The sequence below is a fragment of the Nocardia sp. NPDC052566 genome (genome assembly GCF_044547285.1).
Taxonomy (GTDB): domain Bacteria; phylum Actinomycetota; class Actinomycetes; order Mycobacteriales; family Mycobacteriaceae; genus Nocardia.
Genome location: NZ_JBIUAF010000007.1, coordinates 398789 through 419086, shown reverse-complemented (window position 1 = coordinate 419086; position 20298 = coordinate 398789). Strand labels below are relative to the sequence as shown.

The following is a 20298-nucleotide window of genomic DNA, read 5'->3' as shown; positions in this document are numbered from 1 at the left end:
TCAGAACACCCCTTGGAGGTGGTCGATCACCGGGCGGTGCCCACGGGTCAGCAGTACCGAGATGACATCGAAGCGGACCCGGCGCCACGGCCCTTCCTGCTCGTTCAGCCACAGCAGCGCGAGCCTGCGGATCCGCTGCCGTTTGGTGAAGGTGACCGATTCGGCGGGGATGCCGTACCCGAGCCCGCTGCGGGTCTTCACCTCGACGAACGCGGTGACCTTCGCGTCCTGCGCGATCAGGTCCAGCTCGCCGTATTTGCATCGCCAGTTGCGCGCGATGATCTCCATGCCCTCGGCCCGCAGGTAGCGGGCCGCCAGCTCTTCTCCGTGTGCGCCGAGCGCCTTTGTGTCTGCCACCCGGACAGCGTGCCCGGCCCGCACGACCGGTCCACCGCGTCGACCTGGGCAAACAGAAAACCTGTTGATAACCGCCCACCTGTGGACAACCGGGCGGTATTACCCGATCACTCGGGTAGCCGCAGGTCCGGTTTCTCCAGCTCCTCGATGTTGACGTCCTTGAAGGTGATCACCCGGACGTGTTTGACGAAGCGGGCGGGCCGGTACATATCCCAGACCCACGCATCGCTCATCCGTACCTCGAAGTACACCTCGCCGTCGGCGTTCTGCGGGCGCAGCTCCACGGAGTTGGCCAGGTAGAAGCGGCGCTCGGTCTCCACCACGTACGAGAACTGACCGACGATGTCCTTGTACTCGCGATACAGCGAGAGCTCCATCTCGGTTTCGTATTTCTCCAGGTCCTCGGCACTCATCGGGTGGGACGTCCTCCTTCTCGCCGCATTGTGTCCTGTGCAGACATCATCGCGCATGGGCCGTGTCGGTAGCCACTCGGCCATCGGCATCGGCGTCTTCGGTGAGCACGGCGCCGGCGTGGTCGGCGGCACCGCGAGCGGCCCGCGGACCGCCCATCTCGCGCACGTTGCGCCACGAGCGCCGATGCTCGGCGCTCGGTCCGAGCTGGTTCAGCGCCGCGAGGTGCTCGGGCGTGTTGTATCCCTTGTGCGTCGCGAAACCATAGCCGGGGAATCGCTCGTCCAGTTCGACCATCATCCGGTCGCGGGTGACCTTCGCCAGGATGCTGGCCGCGGCGATACAGGCGGCGGCCGCGTCACCGCCGATCACCGGCAGCGAGGGCACCGGAATACCCGGCACCCGGAAACCATCGGTGAGCACATATCCGGGCCGGCGCCCGAGTCCGGCCACCGCGCGGCGCATCCCTTCGATATTGGCCACGTGGATGCCGATGGAGTCGATCTCCCAGGCCGGGATCACCACGACATTCCAGGCCAGCGACAGCCGGGTGATGACCGGATACAGCTCCTCGCGCACGGATTCGGTGAGCTTCTTGGAGTCGTCGAGACCGGCCAGCTTGTCGTACGCCTTCGGCGCGAGCAGGCATGCCGCGACGACGAGCGGCCCGGCACACGGGCCGCGCCCCGCCTCGTCGACCCCGGCGACCGGGCCTAGGCCACTGCGGATCAGCGCGGCCTCCAGGGTGCGCAGTCCGCTCGCACGGCGCATGACGACACGCGGCGGCCAACCGCCGCTCACTCGACCAACCTGTGTCACCGGTTCCTGCCCCACGGTTCAATTATCCTGCGGCCGTTGGATCAATTCGTCTGGGGATCCACCGCGTGGATCGGCCCGATCCGGTTGATCGGCCAGATGCGGAACACCGCCTTGCCGCGGATATCGGATACCGGAACCTGGCCACCGTATTCGTCGTCCATGTGATACCGGGAATCGGCGGACTGGTTGCGGTTGTCGCCCATCACCCAGACCCGGCCCTCGGCGACCTTCACCGGCCCGAATTCCCGGCCTGCCGAACTCTGGCCCTTGCGCGCGTCCGGACCGGCCTGCCTGCCCGGCACGTAGGGCACGTCGTAGCGGGCGTACGGCTCGTCCAGCGGTTTACCGTCGACCATCACCCGGCCCTGCGCATCGCAGCACTGGACGGTCTGGCCGCCGACCGCGATGACCCGCTTGACGAGATCGTTCTCGTCGGGCGGTACCAGGCCGAAGAAGGAGAAGAAGTTCTGCACGCCGCGGACCACCGTGTTGTCCGAGCGAATGGAGCGGTGGCTGGCATTCCACGAGGAGGACGGGCCGACAAAGACCACGACATCACCGGGCTGCGGATCGCCCCAGTAGTAGCTGAGTTTCTGGACGTAGATCCGATCGCCGATCTTGAGCGTGTTCTCCATCGACTGCGACGGGATCACGTACGGCCTGCCGACGAAGGTGACCATCAGCGCGGCGATGATCGCCGCGATGCCGATGAGGATGGGCAGCTCCTGCCAGAACGGCCGCTGCTTCTTCTCCTTCTTGTCCCCCTGCCGCTTGCCGCGGCGTCGACTCGCGCCGTCGTCGTTCGACTCGGACACCGTCAACCCACTTTCGTCTGCCACGCCGAACAGATTAGCCCGGCACCGGGACATTGGTCCGATGCCGGGCTATCAGAAGGTCTTTCGCGCCGGGAAAAGGCTACTTCAGCGCTTTTCCTTGATCTTGGCGGCCTTGCCGCGCAGATCGCGCAGGTAGTACAGCTTGGCCCGGCGGACATCGCCGCGGGTCACCACATCGATGTGGTCGATGTTGGGGCTGTGCACGGGGAAGGTGCGCTCGACACCGACACCGAAGGACACCTTGCGGACCGTGAAGGTCTCGCGGATGCCGCCGCCCTGGCGCCGGATGACGACGCCCTTGAAGACCTGGATACGCTCCTTCGAGCCTTCGATGACCTTCACGTGCACGTTGAGCGTGTCACCCGGCCGGAAGTCGGGGACATCGCTGCGCAGCGACTTCTCGTCGACGAAGTCAAGGGTGTTCATTTCCATCCTTATGGGTTCGCAAGAACAGAGGACCCTGGCGGCACCGTGGGTGCTCGGCCGGTTCATGCTCCGGATAATGGGGTGCGCCGGGTCGACAACCACCCAGGGCAACCTGAGCATTGTGCCAGATCGGCGCGTCGCGCGAAAAATCGCCCCCCGGATCAGGCCTGCTCGTCGGGCACCGCGAACAGGCGGATGTTCATCTGACGGGCGTCGTCGGGCGCGTCCGCCCGCATGACCTGGTAGCGGCGCAGCAACTCCTGGAATTCGGCCGCGAACGCCGCCACCTGATCCTTGGTCAGGTAGGAGCCCGCCCGCCAGAGTTGCGCCCAGCCGTCCGGGCCCGTCCACTCCCGCACGGCGCGGTGGTACAGGTCCGTATCGCGACTCGCCCTGAGCCTGGCCAGATGCTCGGCGGCGGCCAGCTCCTCCGGCGCCATCGCGGCGGGGTCCGGTGTGACGTGCTGGAACGGCACCGATTTCCACCAGCGTTCGCGCCCCGCCGACTTCTCCGCGATCTCCTCGATGAGCCCGAGTTCGGCCAGCTTGCGCAGGTGGTAGCTGGTGGTGCCAGTGCTCTCGTGCAGCACCCCGGCCAGGGCGGCCGAATTCGCCTCACCGTGTTTGCCCAGGTACGCGAGGATCTGCCCGCGCAATGGATGGGCGAGCGTGCGATAGAGCGCGGTTCGCTCGGCGCTGCTCATCTCTTCGGCCTTACGCATGGGCCGAGGATAGCAAAGAAGTCTTTGCAAACAATCCTTTGCAAAAATCTCTTTGCGATCGTACGGTGGGCGGCATGGCTATGACCGCACTCCTTCCCCGCCGCCAGGTCCGCGATCGAGCGCCCTGGCTACTCGCCGCGACCCCGGTGGCCCTGCTGCCGTGGGCGGCGGTACTCGCCACCACGCTGCCGAACACCACGCAGGTGCGGAACTGGTCGACGGCGTGGGTCGGCCTCGACCTGCTACTGGCCGGTGGCTGCGCGCTCACGACAATGCTGTTGCGCCGCAACGATTCCCGGGCCAAGACGGTGGCGGCGGCGGTGGCAGGCGCCGCCGCGATCGACCTGTGGTTCGACCTGGTGACCGCCGCGCCCGGCGCGGAGTTCCTGCTCGCGCTCGCCTGCGGCGTGGCCGAGACGGCGTTGATCGCCGCCTGTCTGCACATCGCACTCGAACCGCGAATTGCCGCTCAGCCCAGCTGAATTGCCGCACGATGCACGGCCGCGGCCAGCCTGGCGTTCTCCGGGCCCGCGAACCCGAAGGCGGCGCGGCGGCGGGTGTAGCCGTAGGTGAGGCCGATGCGCGGATCGGCGAACGCGTCCGATCCCGCGGCGCCCGCGTGACCGAAGGCGTTCGCGCTCAGGAACGGATACTCCAGCCCCTTGGCCTCGAAACCGATCGCGTAGGGCATCCGATTCCCGCGCACCAGATCGTCACCGGCCCGCTGAACGGTGGCGAACGCGCCGAGCGTATCCGGCTTCAAAAGGGCCGCGCGCCCGTCGATCTCGGAGATGGCGGCCGCGTACAGACCGGCCAGCCCGCGCGCACTGCTCACGCCGCCCATCGAGGCGGGGCCGAGCGAACGGACCGCGGGATCGTTGGGCAGCTCGAAGACGTCGCTCGGCGCGAAACCGGCGAGCGCGTTGAGGTTGTAGGAGATTCCGGCCAGTCCGTGCGGATTGGGGGAATTCGCCTCGAACACGGCCTGCAGTTCGGGTGTCGCCAGCCACGGCAGCACCGGCAGGTAGCGCTGCTCCTCGGTGGCGGGCAGCCCGAGGTAGAAGTCGAGCGCGTAGGGCGCGCGGATACGGTCCTCATACAGTTCCTGGATCGAGCTGCCGGTGCTGCGCCGCACCGCCTCGTTGACGATCGCGAACGGCACGAAGCTGCCGTAGGCCTGCGCCGCGCCCGGCCGGAAATACGGCCGCTGCCACGCCATTCGGCGCGCGATCAGCCGATCGTCGGCCAGCTCGGTGAAGGTGAAACCGCCATCGGCGCCCATCAGACCGGATTGGTGGGTCAGCACCTGGCGCAGCGTGATGTCCGCCTTGTCGGAGACCGAGAACTCGGGCCAGTACGCGGCCACCGGGCGGTCGATGTCGAGCGCCCCTTCCTGGACGAGCAGCGCGACGACCAGCGTGGCCGCGCCCTTGGTCGACGACAGCACACCGGTGAGGGTGTCGCCGGTGACGTGCTCGCCCGCCCAGAGATCGATGACCTGCTGTCCGTGCACGAAAGCCGCGAGCTGGGCGCCGGATTCGCCGTTCTCCTCGGCGATCACGGCGGCGAACTCGTCGGCCACTGCCTCGAATCCCGGTGCGACACTGCCCTGTACGTCGATGGTGTGGTTCACGATTGCTCCTTCGGAAGTGGTCGGAATCAGGCGCGCCGCAACGCGGACAACGGGGTGCCCCGGTAGCCGATCGCGGGACGCAGTGCATAGGACGCGGCGGACAGTCCGGCGAAGACGAGGGGGCCGACCCACCTGTCCTTCTTGTGGCCGATCGACAGGTGCGACAACGCGGCGCCGCCGTAGACGAAGGTCAGCCCGGCGTAGGCCCACTCCTCGGAGCGCGCGAAGCCGGGCGCCACGATGGCCGCGACCGCGGCGGCCTTGGCGACGCCCATGATGCTGGCGAAATACATCGGGTAGCCGAGCTCGTCGAAAACGTCTTTGACGTAGGGGACTCGGGCCACATCCCAGTACGAGCCGACCACCGATTCGGTCAGCACGATGCCGGTGGCACCGAGGTAGGCGGCCTTCAACAAGCCATTCTTGGTGCGGGATTTCATCATTCGCTCCTTCGCTCGGGGACGTCGGCGCTGGGCCGACGTACTGCCGATCTGACGGATGACGAACCGCGAAGGTAACGCCGCCGACGTGATCCACACCACGGATGCGCACGCGCTTGTCACGATCGCGCGAGCTGTGCCGTCATCTCGGTAGACGACGCCGAGGGAGAAGACTGTGCATGAACACGATGTGCTGGCCGGACGGTTCCAGGAGCATCGCCCGCATCTGACTACGGTGGCCTATCGAATGCTCGGCTCGCTGGGCGAGGCCGACGACGCGGTGCAGGAGGCGTGGCTGCGGCTGGCCCGCAGCGACGCGAGCGAGATCGACAACCTGGCGGGCTGGCTCACCACCGCGGTCAGCCGGGTGTGCCTGGATATGTTGCGCTCACGCAAGATTCGCCACGAGGACGCGTTCGCCGAGCACCTGCCCGATCCGATCCTCAGTCCGGACGACGGCACCCAGCCGGAACAGGAAGCGGTACTTGCCGATTCGGTGGGTATGGCGCTGCTCGTCGTGCTCGACTCGCTCAATCCCGCCGAGCGGGTCACCTTCGTGCTGCACGATATGTTCGCCGTGCCGTTCGATCAGATCGCGCCGGTGGTCGGCAAGTCGGCCGCGGCGGCGAAGATGCTGGCCAGCAGGGCCCGCCGCCGGGTCAAAGACCAGGCGCCGCGGCCGGACCGGGATCTGCCGCGCCAGCGCAGGGTGGTCGACGCCTTCCTGCGTGCCGCGCGGGGTGGCGATTTCGACGCGCTGCTGGCGATTCTCGATCCCGATGTGGTGCTGCGCGCCGACGGCGGCGCGGCATTCGGCGGCGGCATGCTCGTGCTGCGCGGCGCCGCGGCGGTGGCCGGTCAGCTGTCGGAGTTCCGCCGCTTCTCGAATGCCTATGCGTCGCAGCCAGTTCTGATCAACGGCGTGGCTGGGCTGCTCAATACCGATGGCACGCGGACGGTTTCGGTGATCTCGTTCACCGTCCGCGACGGCGTCATCGCGGCGATCGATCTGCTCTCGGACGCCGAACGCCTCGCGCGCCTGCCGCTCGACGAGTTCGCCGAGCTGCCGACCGTCTGAACCGCACAGGCGCGGCCGCGCGCCGATCGACTTCCCGCACACCGGATCGCAGGCGAATCGGTGTGCGGGAAGCACAGGGTGTGCGGCTGTGGTCAGTGCAGGGGGAAGCTAGCGCGGAACGTGCCGTGTGGGTCGCGGGCCTGTTTGAGGGCGCGCAGGCGGGCCACGGTCGGGTCGTCGAAGGCGGACGCGGCCCGGTCGCCCGCGGCGAGGAAGGTGTAGGGGGTGGGGCCGGTGTGGCCGGACAGCGCGTCGAGTAGCTCGCGCTGACGGGCGAGTACCGCGTCGGCGAGGTGCGGCAGGCCGATGCCGAGCAGGTTCACCAAGAAGGGCTCGGCGACCGGGCCGCGCGCGCCCGGCGTGGCCACCGGTTCGGTGAGCGCGCCGCCGAGGTGGCGGATCTGAAGGGAGACCAGCGGCGCGATCGGTCCGTCGATCAGCAGCTCCGCGACCGCGTCGCCCAGGTCGGTGAGCAGCGCGCCGCGGGTCAGCGCCGGGGTGGGATCGGTCGGCTCGGCGCAGATGCCGCCGAAATCGGCGAGCGGCACCACCCCGCGCGTGTCGGCGATCGTGCCGCCGAGCGAATCCAACACGGCCAGTAGCGCTTTGCCAGCCTCCGGGTCACCGAGGTAGGCGGCATCCAGACCGACCAGCGGTGCACCGCCGGGAGGTTGGATCCGGTGCAGCCACACCGACAGTTCCGCGGGAGCGCTCGCGGTGAGCTCCTGGAAGGCGGCGAAGACCTCGCGGGTCCGCTCGCCCGGCCACAGCACCCGGCCGCCGTACAGCCCTGCCGCGGGGAACAATTCGCATTCGATCGCGGTCACCACCGCGACATCGCCACCGCCGCCGCGCAATCCCCAGAACAGCTCCGGATCCGATTCGGCGGTGACCCGCGCCTGGCGGCCGTCGGCATCGACGATCTCGAAGGCGCGCACGGCATCCGAGGCCCAGCCGTGTTTGCGGCTGAACCAGCTCAGCCCGCCACCGAGCAGATATCCGGCCACGCCGACCACGGGGCTGCTCCCCGGGAGTGCGGTCAGCCCGTGTGCCGCGGCCGCCGCCTGCACCTGTCCCGCCTTGGCGCCGGCTCCCATCCGCGCCACGCGGCGATCGACATCGACTTCCACCTGATTCAACAGGCCGGTGCGCAGCAGGATGACGCCGTCGACGTCTCCGGAGGCACCGTGCCCGGTCGATTGTGCGGCCACGCTCAGACCGGCCCGCCGCGCGTAAGCGATCAGCGCGGCGACATCATCCGCGTCGGCTGCCGTGACCACCGCCGCGACGGGCTGCGCCACCGTCACATTCCACGGCGTGCTCGCCTGCGCGAAACCCTCGTCCCCGGCCAGCAGCACCTGGCCACGCACCGCCTCGCGCAAACCGTCGAAACTCACGTGTGCTTCCTCTCCACTCCACGCGCCGGATGAACACACGCGGAAATCGTTGACACCTCATGCCAGACTGGCACATGCCACGACTGCCCGCATCACTCGCAAATAATCGGCACATCGAAGCCGACACCGGTCAACGCTTCGAATACCATCGCCGCGACGCAGGGCACCGTGCGAATCGGCTCCCGTTCGAAGGCAGCATCCATCGATCAGGTGCGCACTCTGTGACAGCCGTGGCGACCACGCTGCATCATGCCTTACCGATTCGGACCGCGGAGTCGGCAACCAGCGCGCACCGAGGCCAAGGCATCGATACAGGCACGCCTTGCCGACTCGGAGCGCGGCGATTCAGTGATCGGGTCCGTGCTCCGAGGACCACGGCAGGTGATACCGCGGCGGTGGCGCGGGCGGCGCGGGCACCACGGTCCGGGTCAGCTCCGCCTCGGCGGCCATGCGCACGTGCTCGACATCGGGCTTGCCGGCGATCAGGTCCTGGACGAAGATCTTGGCCCGGATCACCGGACGCCGATAGCGCCGCTCACGCACGATCGAGCGGTACATCAGCCTGCGCCGGTCGGCGTAGCGCCAGCGCGCCCACGGTGCGCCCGGCCTGCTCAACCGCAACGCGCCGACCACGAGCAGTGGCAGGAAGAACATGCCGAACAGGCCGGTCCAGATCTTGCCCTTGGCGATCACGACGGCGGCGAGGCCGAGGTTCACCACCGCGAACGCGACGACGAAGATCCGCACCTCGATATTGCCGCCGCTGCGGAAGTCGTTGATATCCAACAGCCACAGCGGGTGGAAGCCCAGCAGCAGCAGCCCGGTCACCGCGAGCGCGACGAATACCGCGTCGACCGAGGTGCGCCCCTGCTCCTCCCAGTACACGTCGCGCAGATAGAAGATCAGCGCGAACTCGTCGAGGGTCAGGGCGGCGCCGACACCGAAGGCCGCCGCGAGCAGGCCGGCCGTCATGGTGTCGGCGCTCTGGTACAGGGTGACCATGCCGATGCCGGACAGCAGCATCAGGATCACCCCGAACACCATGTGATGGATGTGCACACCACCGGAGCGCAGGTTGCCTGGCCACCAGCGCACTTGCTTGCGGATCAGCCGGACGCTGAGCCGGATGAGCAGGAAGCCGACGATGAACCCGAAAAGAAAGCACAGCAGCGGCAACCGGCCCTGCGCGCTCATCTCGTCGAGCCACCGTCGCATGGGCTCCTACATTCCTCCGTCCGTGGTGTGCGCCACCTACTGCCCGAATCCGGCCCTGCGCAACGCATCCGCCATCGAACCGCTCGGCGCGGGCGCGTTGCGGCGGTCGTTGCGTCCTTGCGACTGGTTCCGGTTCTGGCTCTGCTTGCCCTGGCCCTGACCCTGATTGCGGCCCTGGCCCTGCTGCCTGCCCTGACCACCGCGCTGACCGCCGCCGTCGTTGCCGCCGCGGCCACGCTCACCCTGGCCACGGCCGCGCGGCTCACCCTTGCCGCCCGCACCCGGTTCGTCGTCGAGCCGCAGCGAAAGCCCGATGCGCTGGCGTGCCACATCGACCTCGAGCACCTTGACCTTGACCACGTCGCCGGACTTGACCACCTCGCGCGGATCCTTGACGAAATTGTGCGACAGCGCCGAGACGTGCACGAGCCCGTCCTGGTGCACGCCGACATCGACGAACGCGCCGAACGCGGCCACATTGGTGACCACGCCCTCGAGCACCATGCCCGGCTTCAGATCGGCGACCTTCTCCACGCCCGCGGCGAATTCGGCGGTCTTGAATTCCGGACGTGGGTCGCGGCCGGGCTTCTCCAGCTCGGAGATGATGTCGCTGACCGTCGGCACACCGAATTTGTCGTCGGTGAATTCGACCGGCTTCAGCGCGCGCAGCACCGTGCTGTTGCCGATGATGTCGGCGACGCCGCGGCCGGTGGACTCCAGAATGCGCCGCACCACCGGGTAGGCCTCGGGGTGCACCGCGGAGGTGTCGAGCGGGTCGTCACCGCCGCGGATGCGCAGGAAGCCCGCGCACTGTTCGAAGGCCTTCGGACCGAGCCGGGGCACACTGAGCAGCGCGGTCCTGCTGCGGAACGGGCCGTGCTGATCACGGTGCGCCACAATGCTTTCCGCGATCGAATTGGCGATACCCGATACCCGGGAGAGCAGCGGCACCGATGCGGTGTTGACGTCGACGCCGACCGCGTTCACCGCGTCCTCGACCACCGCACCCAGCGAGCGGGCGAGCAGGGTTTCGGAGACGTCGTGCTGGTACTGACCGACACCGATGGATTTCGGATCGATCTTCACCAGCTCGGCCAGCGGATCCTGCAGCCGGCGCGCGATCGACACCGCACCGCGCAGCGAGACGTCCATATCGGGCAGTTCCGCCGAGGCGTAGGCCGAGGCGGAGTACACCGACGCACCGGCCTCGGACACCACGATCTTGGTCGGCTTGTTCTCCGGGATGCGCGAAATCAGTTCCGCGGCAAGGGCATCGGTCTCGCGCGAGGCGGTGCCGTTGCCGATGGCGATGAGTTCGACACCGAACCGGGCAACCAGGGCGCCGAGCACCGCGAGCGACTTCTCGGTCTGCCCCTGCGGCTTGTGCGGGTAGATCACCTCGGTGGCGACCACCTTGCCGGTGGCGTCGACGACGGCCACCTTCACGCCGGTGCGGTAGCCCGGGTCCAGGCCCATGGTGGTCCTGGTGCCCGCGGGCGCGGCGAGCAACAGGTCGCGCAGGTTCGCGGCGAACACGTCGACCGCATCCTTCTCGGCCTGCTGACGCAACCGCATCCGCGTGTCGATACCAAGGCTCACTTGCAGTTTCGTGCGCCAGGCCCAGCGCACGGTGTCCAGCAGCCAGCTGTCGGCGGCACGGCCGCGATCCGCGATATCGAAGGCGACGGCGATGCGGCCCTCGTAGATCGTGCGCTCCCCCGCTCCGGCAGGCGCGGAGCCTGCGGAGCGCCCATCGGATGCAGCTTCGGTGTCCGGCTCGAGGTGCAGGGTGAGCACCTCTTCCTTCTCACCGCGCAGCAGCGCCAGGATCCGGTGCGAGGGCAGCTTGTTGAACGGCTCGCTGAATTCGAAGTAGTCGGCGAATTTCGCGCCCGCCTCCTCCTTGCCCGCGCGCACCGTCGAGCTCACCTGCCCGCGGTTCCACATCAGCTCGCGCAGCTCGCCGACCAGGTCGGCGTCCTCGGCGAATCGCTCGACCAGGATGGCGCGTGCGCCGTCGAGCTGCTCGGCGGTGTACTGCGCCGGATCGGTGGCCGGATCGCCGATCAGCGCATCGGCCACCGGCTCGTGGCCCGCCTCGCGCGCGATCTGCGCCTTGGTGCGCCGCTTCGGCTTGTACGGCAGGTAGATGTCCTCCAGCCTGGCCTTGGTCTCGGCGAGCATCAGCTGCTGATGCAGCGCGTCATCCAATTTGCCCTGGCCACGGATGGATTCGATGATCGAGGCCCGGCGCTCGTCGAGTTCGCGCAGGTAGTGCAGGCGCTCGTCGAGCTGGCGCAGCTGGGCGTCGTCGAGGCCGCCGGTGACCTCCTTGCGGTACCGCGCGATGAACGGCACCGTCGAGCCCGCGTCGAGCAGCTCGACGGCGGCGCTCACCTGGGTCTCGCGCACCGCTAGCTCGTCGGCGATGCGACGGTTGACGCTGGCGTTGCTCGCGGTGGCGGAGCCGATCGTCCCTGCACGGACGGTTTCGGAACTGGCAGTCTCGGGCGCTGTCGTCACGGAGGAAACACTACCGCCGCGCGCTGCCCCGCCTCAGCGAGCCTCTCACCGTGCGTCACGTGTGTTGCTCGGACAGCACCAGGATCGTCTGGGCCATATCACGCATTTCGGCCTTGCGGATCTTGCCGGTCACCGTCATCGGGAACTCGTCGACGATGTGGACATAGCGCGGAATCTTGAAGTGCGCCAGCTGACCGGTGCAGTATTCGCGCAGCGTGGCCGCGTCCAGCGGCGCGGCACCCTCGCGCAGCCGGAGCCAGGCCATCAGCTCCTCACCGTATTTCGGATCGGGCACTCCGATCACCTGGGCGTCCAGAATGTCCGGGTGGGTGTAGAGGAATTCCTCGATCTCGCGCGGATAGATGTTCTCCCCGCCGCGGATCACCATGTCCTTGATCCGGCCGGTGATCGCGAGATAGCCGTCGTCGTCCATCACCCCGATATCGCCGGTGTGCATCCAGCGGGCCGCGTCGATCGATTCGGCCGTCTTCCCCGGTTCGCCCCAGTAGCCGAGCATCACCGAGTAGCCGCGGGTGCACAGCTCGCCCGGCTCACCGCGCGGCACCGTCAAACCCGTTGCGGGATCGACGATTTTGACCTCGAGGTGCGGACCGACCCGGCCGACGGTCGCGGTGCGCCGGTCGATGCTGTCGTCGCGGCGGGTCTGAGTGGACACCGGCGAGGTCTCGGTCATGCCGTAGCAGATGCACACCTCGTCCATGCCGAGCCGATCGATGACCCGCTTCATCACCTCGACCGGGCACGGTGAACCCGCCATGATGCCGGTGCGCAGGGCCGAAAGGTCGACGGCCGGACCGCCGTCGAGCTCGGCGAGCATCGCGATGAACATGGTCGGCACGCCGTACAGCGAGGTGCAATGCTCCGCGGCGGCGGCCTCCAGCGTGGTCACCGGTTCGAACGACGGCGCCGGAATGATCACCGCCGCACCGTGACTCGTGCTGGCCAGATTGGCCATCACCATGCCGAAGCAGTGATAGAACGGCACCGGAACGCAGATCCGGTCCAGTTCGGTGTAGCCGCACAGCTCACCGACGAAGTAGCCGTTGTTCAGGATGTTGTGATGGCTGAGCGTGGCGCCCTTCGGGAAACCCGTTGTGCCGGAGGTGTACTGGATGTTGATCGGGTCGTCCATGGACAGCGTCGCCGCGACCGCGCCGAGCCGCTCGGCATCGATCGCGGTGCGCGTCACCGCCGCCCACTCCAGCGAGCCGAGGATCAGCACCTGTTCGAGCCCGTGGCACTGCGGGCGGACCTCGTCGATCATCGCGACGTAGTTCGACGACTTGAACTCGCGCGCGGCGATCAGCATCCGCACACCGGCCTGGTCGAGCACGTACGCCAATTCGCTGGTGCGGTACGCCGGATTGATATTGACCAGGATCGCGCCGAGTTTGGCCGTCGCGTACTGCACGAGGAACCATTCGGCGCAGTTGGGCGCCCAGATGCCGACCCGGTCGCCCTTGCCGATGCCGAGCTCCGCGAGTCCGGTGGCCACGGCGTCGATGGCGGCGGCGAGCTCACGGTAGGTCCAGCGCCGCCCGGATGGCCTGTCCACCAGCGCTTCCCGATCGGGGAAGGCGGCCACGGTGCGATCGAAGTTGGCGCCGATGGTGTCCCCGAGCAGTGGGGTGTCCGAGGTGCCCGACGCGTAGCTCGGCAGCGGCGCGTGCGCGCCGTTCGATGCCCGCATCACCGAACTCCCTGCTGGCGCAGGATGTACCGCTGCACCTTGCCGCTCGGCGTCTTCGGCAGCGCGGCGACGAAGTGCACCGTGCGCGGATAGGCGTGCGCGGCGAACTTCTTCTTCACCAAATTCTGCAGATCCGTCGCCAGCTCCGGACTCGGCTCGAAACCGTTGCGCAGCACCACGAATGCCTCGACAACCTCGCCGCGCAGCGAATCGGGCATACCGACCACCGCCGCCTCGGCGACCTGATCGTGCAGCACCAGCACGCTCTCGATCTCGAACGGGCCGATCCGGTAGCCCGCCATGATGATCACGTCGTCGTCGCGGGAGGAGAAGTGGAAGAACCCGTCGGCGTCGCGCGATCCGGCGTCGCCGGTCAGATACCAGCGGCCGTCCGCGGTGAACCGCTGCGCGGTGCGTTCGGGCGCCTCGAGATAGCCGAGGAACCAGATCAGCGGGCTGTTCTCGGTGTCGACGGCGACCCGGCCCAGTTCCCCTGGCGCCACCTCGGTATCGGCGTCGTCGGCCAGCACGCCGCACGTCCAGCCCGGCATCGTCCGGCCCATGGAACCGGCGGGCGCGTCCACATCCAGCGCGGGATGCCAGGAATTGCAGATCAGCATGCCGTGCTCGGTCTGGCCGTAGTGGTCACGGACCGCGAGCCCGAGCGTCTCGATCGACCACGAGACGACGTCCGGCGTCAGCGGCTCACCCGCCGACGACGCCCGGCGCAGCGTGAAACCCGTTGGAGCCGTTGCGGTATCGGCACGCAGCGCGCGATACACGGTGGGCGCGGCGGTGAAGTTGGTGACACCGAACCGCTGCAGCACCTGCCAGGTCAGCGCGGGCGAGAACGGCGCGTGCAGCAGCAGGCTGCGGATACCGGTCGCGAGCGGGCTGAGGATGGCCCAGTACAGCCCGTAGGCCCAGCCGGGATCGGCGGCGTTCCAGTACACGTCGTCCGGGCGGACATCGAGGGAGAACTCCTGATACGCGACGAAGGACGCGAGCGCGCGCACCGGAATCGGCACGCCCTTGGGCGTACCGGTGGTGCCACTGGTGAACAGCTGCACCAGGATTCCGTCGCCGCCCACCGGCACCGCGATGGCGCGCGGGTCGTCGGGCGAATGATCGGCCAGCAGTTCGGTCATGCTCAGCGCGCCCGCGGGCGCGTCACCGGCGATGACCAGCTTCCACACCGGATCGGCGGGGATATCGTCGCCCGGCGCCAGCTTGCTCGCCTGATCGGCATCGGCGATGACGACCGCCGCGCGGCTCGCCTCCAACCGGAACGCGATGGCGGGCGGCGCGAACGCGGTGAACAGCGGCACGTGCACCGCACCATTGCGCCAGATACCGAGAAGCGCCACCACCAGATCCGCCGACTTCGACATCAGCGTGGCCACCCGCGCACCCGGTTCGACACCGAGACCGGCCAGTGCCGCCGCGAATCGCGCCGAGCGCTCCCGCAGTTCACCGTAGGTGAGGTCGGTCGAAGACAGGTCGGACTCGACGATGGTGAACGCGACCGCCTCGGCCGGGTGCCGATCGCACAGCAACGCCGCCGCGCACGCTTCGGGGCCGTCGTACAAGGCCAGCAACTCGCGCACCCGCTCATTCAAATCTGAGCTCATCGCACCCTCTCGCAATCAGTGATCCAGGCCACCCCAGTCTCTAATAGGATGTGGGTCACACATGTTCCGCCACTACCCCCGAAAAGGGGTGAGTCTCTTGACCACCATGCTGCGCCCTCGTGACGGCGATGCGCTTCGTGCCGAACTCCGCTGGGTGGCGGGGAAAACCGGGGTGCCGGTGGTGTTCGGCGGCGAGGTGCACGATGACGCCCTGCTGCTTTCGGAACTCTTCGGCACCACGACCAACGGGCTGCGCGGGCTGACCGTGCTGCGCTCCTCCGGGCTCGGCGGCCGGGTGATCGACACCCGCAGGCCCGCCTCGGTCTCGGACTACTACAACGCGACCACCATCACCCACCACTACGACGGGCCGGTCTCCGGGGAGGGCCTGCGTTCCATCGTCGCCGTGCCGGTGGTCGTCGCGAACCAGTCGCGCGCCGTCCTCTACGCCGCGACCCGCGGTGAGGCGCCGCTCGGCGACCGCACCACCGAACTCGTCCTGTACGCCGGGCGCCGCCTGGCCGCCGAGATCGCCATCCGCGACGAGGTGGACCGCCGCCTGCGGCTGCTGGAATCGACGACCCCGTCCCCCGCCACCGCACCGGCCGTCGCGGAGGAACTGCGCGACATCAATTCGGAACTTGCGCGGCATGGCCCTCGGATCGCTGGACGAGAACCTACGCGGCCGTTTGCATTCCCTCAGCGAACGACTGTCCAAGGTGCTCATCGGCGAGCCGGAGGGCGACGCGCCCCGGCTGTCCCGCCGCGAACTCGACGTCCTGTCTCAGATCGCCCTCGGCTGTACCAACCACGAAGTGGCCCAGCGCCTTTCCCTCGGCTCGGAAACGATCAAGAGCTATCTCCGCAACGCCATGACCAAACTCGACGCCCGCTCTCGCCACGAGGCCGTCTCCATCGCCCGCAGATACGGCCTGCTCCCCTGATTCCTCGACCTCGTGAGCGGAGTGGATTCACTTGCCGCGCATGGCTTCACCCGAAGTCCAGAGGTCAAAATCCTTGGGCGGGAGGAAGATCCCGTGGAGCGATCGTATGAGAATTCTCGCGGATACCGGGTAATCCTCCTGCGCGACACAGTCGGATCGAAAGACGTACAGGTCGAGGTGAAGTCGCCTTCCCCCTGCGCCGCCGAATAATCGATCAGCTTTCAGTCGGGGCCGGGAGCAGATCGGGGCGGCGCTCGCGGGTGCGCTCGAGTGACTGCTCGTGCCGCCAGGCCGCCACCTTGGCATGATCGCCGGAGAGCAGGATCGGCGGCACATCCAACCCGCGCCAGGACACCGGGCGGGTATAACTCGGCCCTTCGAGGAGTCCGTCGGAGAACGAATCCTCTTGGTGGGATTGCTGATTACCGAGCACACCGGGCAGCAGGCGGACCACCGCCTCGGTCATCACGAGTACCGCGGCCTCGCCGCCGATGAGGACGTAATCGCCGATGCTGACCTCTTCGACGCGGACGCGGCGGGCGGCGTCGTCGAAGACCCGCTGATCGATGCCTTCGTAACGGCCGCAAGCGAAGACGAGATGCTTCTCCCCCGCCCAGCGCTGTGCGGTGGCCTGGGTGAAGGGAACGCCGGCGGGGGTCGGGACGACCAGCAGTGCGTCGTCGGGGCATACCTCGTCGAGCGCGTCACCCCAGATGGTCGGCTTCATGACCATGCCCGGCCCGCCGCCGTACGGCGCATCGTCGACCGACTTGTGCACGTCGTGCGTCCAGCGGCGCAGATCGTGCACGTCCAGGGAGATCAGGCCCTTATCGATCGCCTTGCCCAGCAATGCCGTTCGCAGCGGCTCCAGATACTCCGGGAAGATCGTGACGACATCGAGTTTCACGCCGACCTCATTCCGGATCGAGAAGTCCCTCGGGCGGATCGATGACGACGAGCCGGTCCGCCAGTGACACGGTGGGCACGATGGCGGTGACGAACGGGATCAGGATCTCCCGCTTGTCTTCCACGGCTCGCACGGAAAGTAGTTCTCCGGCAGCGGAATGCAGCACCTCGGTGACGGTGCCGACCACGGTGCCGTCGGTGAGCTGAACGGTCAGCCCCTCCAGTTCGTGGTCGTAGTACTCGTCCGGATCCTGCGACGGCGGCAGATCCGCGGTATCGATCACGAACAGTGTGCCGCGCAGCGCGTCGGCCGCGGTGCGGTCGGCGACCCCGGCGAGAAACACCAGAAGCCGGCCCGAGTGTTCCCGGGCCGACTCCACGGTGAAGTCGCGGACCTCTTTCGAGCGCGCCAGCTTGCCACGCAGCGTCGAGCCCGGCGCGAAACGCGCCTGCGGCTCGTCGGTGCGGACCTCGACGACAAGTTCGCCGCGCACACCGTGCGACTTGGCGACCCGTCCTACGACAAGTTCCATCTACTGGTCGGTGTCGACCACGTCGACCCGGATGCCCCGGCCGCCGATACCGGCGACGAGGGTGCGCAGCGCGGTCGCGGTACGCCCACCGCGGCCGATCACCTTGCCCAGGTCTTCAGGATGAACGTGCACCTCGACGGTGCGCCCGCGACGGCCGGTGATCAGCTCGACACGGACGTCGTCGGGATTGGCGACGATGCCGCGAACCAGATGTTCGACGGCATCAGCCACGACGGCACTCATTTACTCGGCGGCTTCGGTCTCGGTGGCCTCGGCGGCAGCCTCGGCCTCGTCCTTCTTGGCGGCCTTCTTCTTGGGGGTGACGGCCTCGGCGACCGGCTCGTTGTCGGCGGCGGCGAGCGCGGCGTTGAACAGGTCGAGCTTGGACGGCTTCGCGGCCTTCACCTTGAGGGTGCCCTCGGCGCCCGGCAGGCCCTTGAACTTCTGCCAGTCACCGGTGATCTCCAGCAGACGCTGGACGGCCTCGGTCGGCTGCGCGCCGACACCCAGCCAGTACTGCACGCGCTCCGAGTTGATCTCGATCAGCGACGGCTCTTCCTTCGGGTGGTACTTGCCGACCGACTCGATCGCACGGCCGTCACGACGGGTGCGGGCGTCGGCGATGACCACGCGGTACTGCGGGTTGCGGATCTTGCCGAGACGGGTGAGCTTGATGCGGACAGCCATGTGCTGACTCTGCCTTTCATTGGTTGGTCACGGCGCAATTCAGCGACTCGCATGGTCTGCGGGCCCGGTTTTGCGCTTGGAGTGTGTGACCGCCGCGCGGTACGGAACCGGAGACGGGCTGACACTTGTCCAGGAAGGACGATGCTCCATTCTGCCAGACCGCCCCACCACCCCCGAAATCGCCCTCGATCGGCGCCGGCGGATCAGTCGGGGGCGATGGCGGTGACGGCGTAGGTGGACAGCCAGGGGCCGCCCCACCACATGCGGTAGTCGAGGCGGTGGCGGGCGAGGCTGAGGGCGCCCAGGGTGGCGAGGGTGGTCTCGTATTCGTGGGTGCGGCCGATATCGGCGATCACCAGGTGCCCGCCGGGGCGGAGCACGCGCACGGCCTCGCGGACGGCGGCGATGCGACCGTCGGCGGATTTGATGTTGTGGATGGCGAGGCTGGAGACCACGACGTCGAAGTCGTTGTCCGGGAACGGAAGTGCGGTCATATCGCCGGTGCGCAGTTCGACGCGGTCCGCGACGCCCTCGGCGGCCGCGTTGCGCATGGTGGTCTCTTCGCTGTTCCCGGACTGGTCGACCGAGCGCCAGAGGTCGACGCCGACGGCGCGCCCGGCCGGCAGGCGGCGGGCGGCGGCGATCAGGACGGCGCCACGGCCGCAGCCCAGGTCGAGCAGGCGTTCGTCGCCGCGCAGCCCGAGGTTGCCGAGCAGTTCCGCCCACACCAGGAACTTGCCACGCCGGGTGCTGTGCAGATACAGCGCGAGCTGGGCGATCGTCGGCAGCGCGAACAGCGCGACCACCCAGCCCGCCACCGTATTCAAGAAGATCCCGACGAGCAGCGCACTGAGCAGATTGACGACGATGCCGAGCGCGAGCCCGACGACCACCGGCGGCGCGTCGATACCGTACGAGCTACGCGGCTGAACGGTCGTCATGGCCCAATTCTAGCCAGCACCAAGGCAATCGGGGCGCTGTCCGAATCGCTGAGTGATCAGCGCACCAGCGGCGCGAGTGTCCGGCCCGCGAGATCGACGGCGCCGGGTTCGTGCCCGTTGGTGACCATGTTGATGATCAGGCCCTGGACACCGTGGGCGAGCACCCTGGCCTGCAACTGTTCGGCCACCTCGTCCGGCGTGCCGACGAATTGACGGTCGGCCGGTGTCTGCGCGCGTTCCTCGGCCGACAGCCCGGCGAGGTCGATGCCGAGGCCGCTCAGCATGTCCTGCTGCTGCTTGCGCACCCGGTCGCCGTCCTCGTCGATCATCACGAAGGACAGATAGCTGACTTCGAGAGTCTGTGGGTCACGGCCGATTTCGGCGCACCGCCGATGCAGCGCCTCGATCTTGCGCGGCAGTTCGGAGGCGTTGCAGACGATGTTGAGATGGTCGGCGAAGCGGGCGGCCAGGCCGAACGTCTTCTTCTCCCCGCCACCGCCGAGCAGGATCGGCAGGTCGTCACGAATGCGCGGCTCGTTCATGGCGTCTTCGGTGTGATACCACTTGCCGTCGAACGTGGAGTGCGCACCGCGCAGCATCGGCTGGATGATCTGCAATGCCTCGTCGAGCCGCTCGAAGCGATCGGTGAAGGTACCGAATTCGAAGCCGTACGAGGTGTGCTCGAGCTCGAACCAGCCCGCGCCGATGCCGAGCACCGCGCGCCCGCCGCTCACCACGTCCAGTGTGGTCACGGTCTTGGCGGTGAGCGCGGGGTTGCGATAGGTGTTGCCGGTGACCAGCGCCGACAACTGGATGCGCTCGGTCGAGGCGGCGATACCGGACAGTGCGGTGTACGCCTCGAGCATCGGCGCGTCCGGGGTGCCGAGACCCGGCAGCTGATAGAAGTGGTCCATCACGAACACGGTGTCGAAGCCCGCGCTCTCGGCCTCCCTGGCCTGCGCGACCACCGTGGGAAAAAGCTCACGTACCGGCTGGCCATAGCTGAAGTTGGGCATCTGGTAGCCCAGGCGAATTGTCACCCGATCGACGCTACTCCCGCCGCACCCGCGGCGCAGGGACCCGGACGA

At 68.1% G+C, this 20298-nt stretch carries 21 protein-coding genes and 1 pseudogene; 3 read left to right on the top strand and 19 right to left on the bottom strand.

Features of this window, described 5'->3' with window-relative positions; genetic code table 11:
• The 6 genes from ACIG5A_RS36640 to ACIG5A_RS36615 all read right to left on the bottom strand — a co-directional run bounded on the left by ACIG5A_RS36640 (nt 1) and on the right by ACIG5A_RS36615 (nt 3571).
• Complete coding sequence (locus tag ACIG5A_RS36640) at nt 1–357, bottom strand: YraN family protein (protein ID WP_397248752.1); 357 nt, start codon at nt 355–357, stop codon at nt 1–3.
• Nucleotides 358–464: 107 nt separating this feature from the next.
• A complete protein-coding gene (locus ACIG5A_RS36635; protein WP_011210678.1) occupies nt 465–770 on the bottom strand; it encodes a DUF2469 domain-containing protein in 306 nt (101 codons plus the stop codon).
• A gap of 46 nt (nt 771–816) precedes the next feature.
• Nucleotides 817–1539 (bottom strand): ribonuclease HII, encoded by a 723-nt coding sequence (locus tag ACIG5A_RS36630; protein ID WP_397249449.1) that lies wholly within the window; start codon nt 1537–1539, stop codon nt 817–819.
• 89 nt (nt 1540–1628) lie between these two features.
• Entirely contained in the window at nt 1629–2408 is a 780-nt protein-coding gene (gene lepB, locus ACIG5A_RS36625; protein WP_397249447.1) for a signal peptidase I, read from the bottom strand.
• A 99-nt stretch (nt 2409–2507) separates the two neighbouring features.
• The gene (gene rplS, locus ACIG5A_RS36620) at nt 2508–2849 is read right to left on the bottom strand and encodes a 50S ribosomal protein L19 (RefSeq protein WP_011210681.1); all 342 of its coding nucleotides are present in this window, start codon (nt 2847–2849) and stop codon (nt 2508–2510) included.
• Nucleotides 2850–3010: 161 nt separating this feature from the next.
• Complete coding sequence (locus tag ACIG5A_RS36615; protein WP_397248750.1) at nt 3011–3571, bottom strand: helix-turn-helix domain-containing protein; 561 nt, start codon at nt 3569–3571, stop codon at nt 3011–3013.
• Between the two features lie 74 nt (nt 3572–3645).
• Between ACIG5A_RS36615 and ACIG5A_RS36610 the strand changes: the two genes are divergently transcribed.
• Nucleotides 3646–4053 (top strand): hypothetical protein, encoded by a 408-nt coding sequence (locus ACIG5A_RS36610; protein WP_397248748.1) that lies wholly within the window; start codon nt 3646–3648, stop codon nt 4051–4053.
• Here ACIG5A_RS36610 and ACIG5A_RS36605 read toward each other — a convergent pair.
• Together ACIG5A_RS36605 and ACIG5A_RS36600 are read right to left on the bottom strand one after the other, a co-directional pair.
• Nucleotides 4041–5204 carry a serine hydrolase domain-containing protein gene (locus ACIG5A_RS36605; protein ID WP_397248746.1) on the bottom strand — a complete coding sequence of 388 codons (1164 nt, stop codon included), beginning with the start codon at nt 5202–5204 and terminating at the stop codon, nt 4041–4043. The genes ACIG5A_RS36610 and ACIG5A_RS36605 overlap by 13 nt on opposite strands.
• Nucleotides 5205–5230: 26 nt before the next feature.
• Entirely contained in the window at nt 5231–5647 is a 417-nt protein-coding gene (locus ACIG5A_RS36600) for a DoxX family protein (protein WP_397248744.1), read from the bottom strand.
• A 172-nt stretch (nt 5648–5819) separates the two neighbouring features.
• Between ACIG5A_RS36600 and ACIG5A_RS36595 the strand changes: the two genes are divergently transcribed.
• Nucleotides 5820–6722 carry a sigma-70 family RNA polymerase sigma factor gene (locus tag ACIG5A_RS36595; protein WP_397248742.1) on the top strand — a complete coding sequence of 301 codons (903 nt, stop codon included), beginning with the start codon at nt 5820–5822 and terminating at the stop codon, nt 6720–6722.
• A 92-nt stretch (nt 6723–6814) separates the two neighbouring features.
• Here the strand turns inward: ACIG5A_RS36595 and ACIG5A_RS36590 are convergent, their stop codons facing one another.
• From ACIG5A_RS36590 to ACIG5A_RS36570, 5 genes are all read right to left on the bottom strand, one after another.
• Nucleotides 6815–8119, bottom strand: a complete 1305-nt coding sequence (locus ACIG5A_RS36590) for an FAD-binding oxidoreductase (protein WP_397248740.1) — start codon at nt 8117–8119, stop codon at nt 6815–6817.
• A gap of 345 nt (nt 8120–8464) precedes the next feature.
• A complete protein-coding gene (locus tag ACIG5A_RS36585) occupies nt 8465–9334 on the bottom strand; it encodes a hypothetical protein (RefSeq protein WP_397248739.1) in 870 nt (289 codons plus the stop codon).
• A gap of 36 nt (nt 9335–9370) precedes the next feature.
• Entirely contained in the window at nt 9371–11806 is a 2436-nt protein-coding gene (locus ACIG5A_RS36580) for a Tex family protein (protein ID WP_397249445.1), read from the bottom strand.
• 106 nt (nt 11807–11912) lie between these two features.
• Entirely contained in the window at nt 11913–13568 is a 1656-nt protein-coding gene (locus ACIG5A_RS36575; protein WP_397248737.1) for an AMP-binding protein, read from the bottom strand.
• Nucleotides 13568–15199 carry an AMP-binding protein gene (locus ACIG5A_RS36570; RefSeq protein ID WP_397248735.1) on the bottom strand — a complete coding sequence of 544 codons (1632 nt, stop codon included), beginning with the start codon at nt 15197–15199 and terminating at the stop codon, nt 13568–13570. Before ACIG5A_RS36570 ends, ACIG5A_RS36575 begins: the two co-directional genes overlap by 1 nt.
• A 61-nt stretch (nt 15200–15260) precedes the next feature.
• On the opposite strand from ACIG5A_RS36570, the pseudogene ACIG5A_RS36565 reads away from it, so the two are divergent.
• A pseudogene (locus ACIG5A_RS36565) lies at nt 15261–16143 on the top strand (LuxR C-terminal-related transcriptional regulator).
• 214 nt (nt 16144–16357) lie between these two features.
• Here the strand turns inward: ACIG5A_RS36565 and trmD are convergent.
• From trmD to ACIG5A_RS36535, 6 genes are all read right to left on the bottom strand, one after another.
• On the bottom strand, nt 16358–17050 hold the full coding sequence (gene trmD / locus ACIG5A_RS36560; protein ID WP_397248733.1) for a tRNA (guanosine(37)-N1)-methyltransferase TrmD: 693 nt from the start codon (nt 17048–17050) through the stop codon (nt 16358–16360).
• Between the two features lie 7 nt (nt 17051–17057).
• On the bottom strand, nt 17058–17582 hold the full coding sequence (gene rimM / locus ACIG5A_RS36555; protein ID WP_397248731.1) for a ribosome maturation factor RimM: 525 nt from the start codon (nt 17580–17582) through the stop codon (nt 17058–17060).
• The gene (locus ACIG5A_RS36550) at nt 17583–17825 is read right to left on the bottom strand and encodes an RNA-binding protein (protein ID WP_067782143.1); all 243 of its coding nucleotides are present in this window, start codon (nt 17823–17825) and stop codon (nt 17583–17585) included.
• Nucleotides 17826–18269 carry a 30S ribosomal protein S16 gene (rpsP, locus tag ACIG5A_RS36545; protein ID WP_397248729.1) on the bottom strand — a complete coding sequence of 148 codons (444 nt, stop codon included), beginning with the start codon at nt 18267–18269 and terminating at the stop codon, nt 17826–17828. It abuts the gene before it with no gap.
• A gap of 203 nt (nt 18270–18472) precedes the next feature.
• A complete protein-coding gene (locus ACIG5A_RS36540) occupies nt 18473–19210 on the bottom strand; it encodes a class I SAM-dependent methyltransferase (RefSeq protein ID WP_397248727.1) in 738 nt (245 codons plus the stop codon).
• A 56-nt stretch (nt 19211–19266) separates the two neighbouring features.
• Nucleotides 19267–20250: an LLM class F420-dependent oxidoreductase gene (locus tag ACIG5A_RS36535; RefSeq protein ID WP_397248725.1), complete on the bottom strand. Its 984-nt coding sequence runs from the start codon at nt 20248–20250 to the stop codon at nt 19267–19269.
• Nucleotides 20251–20298: the final 48 nt, after the last annotated feature.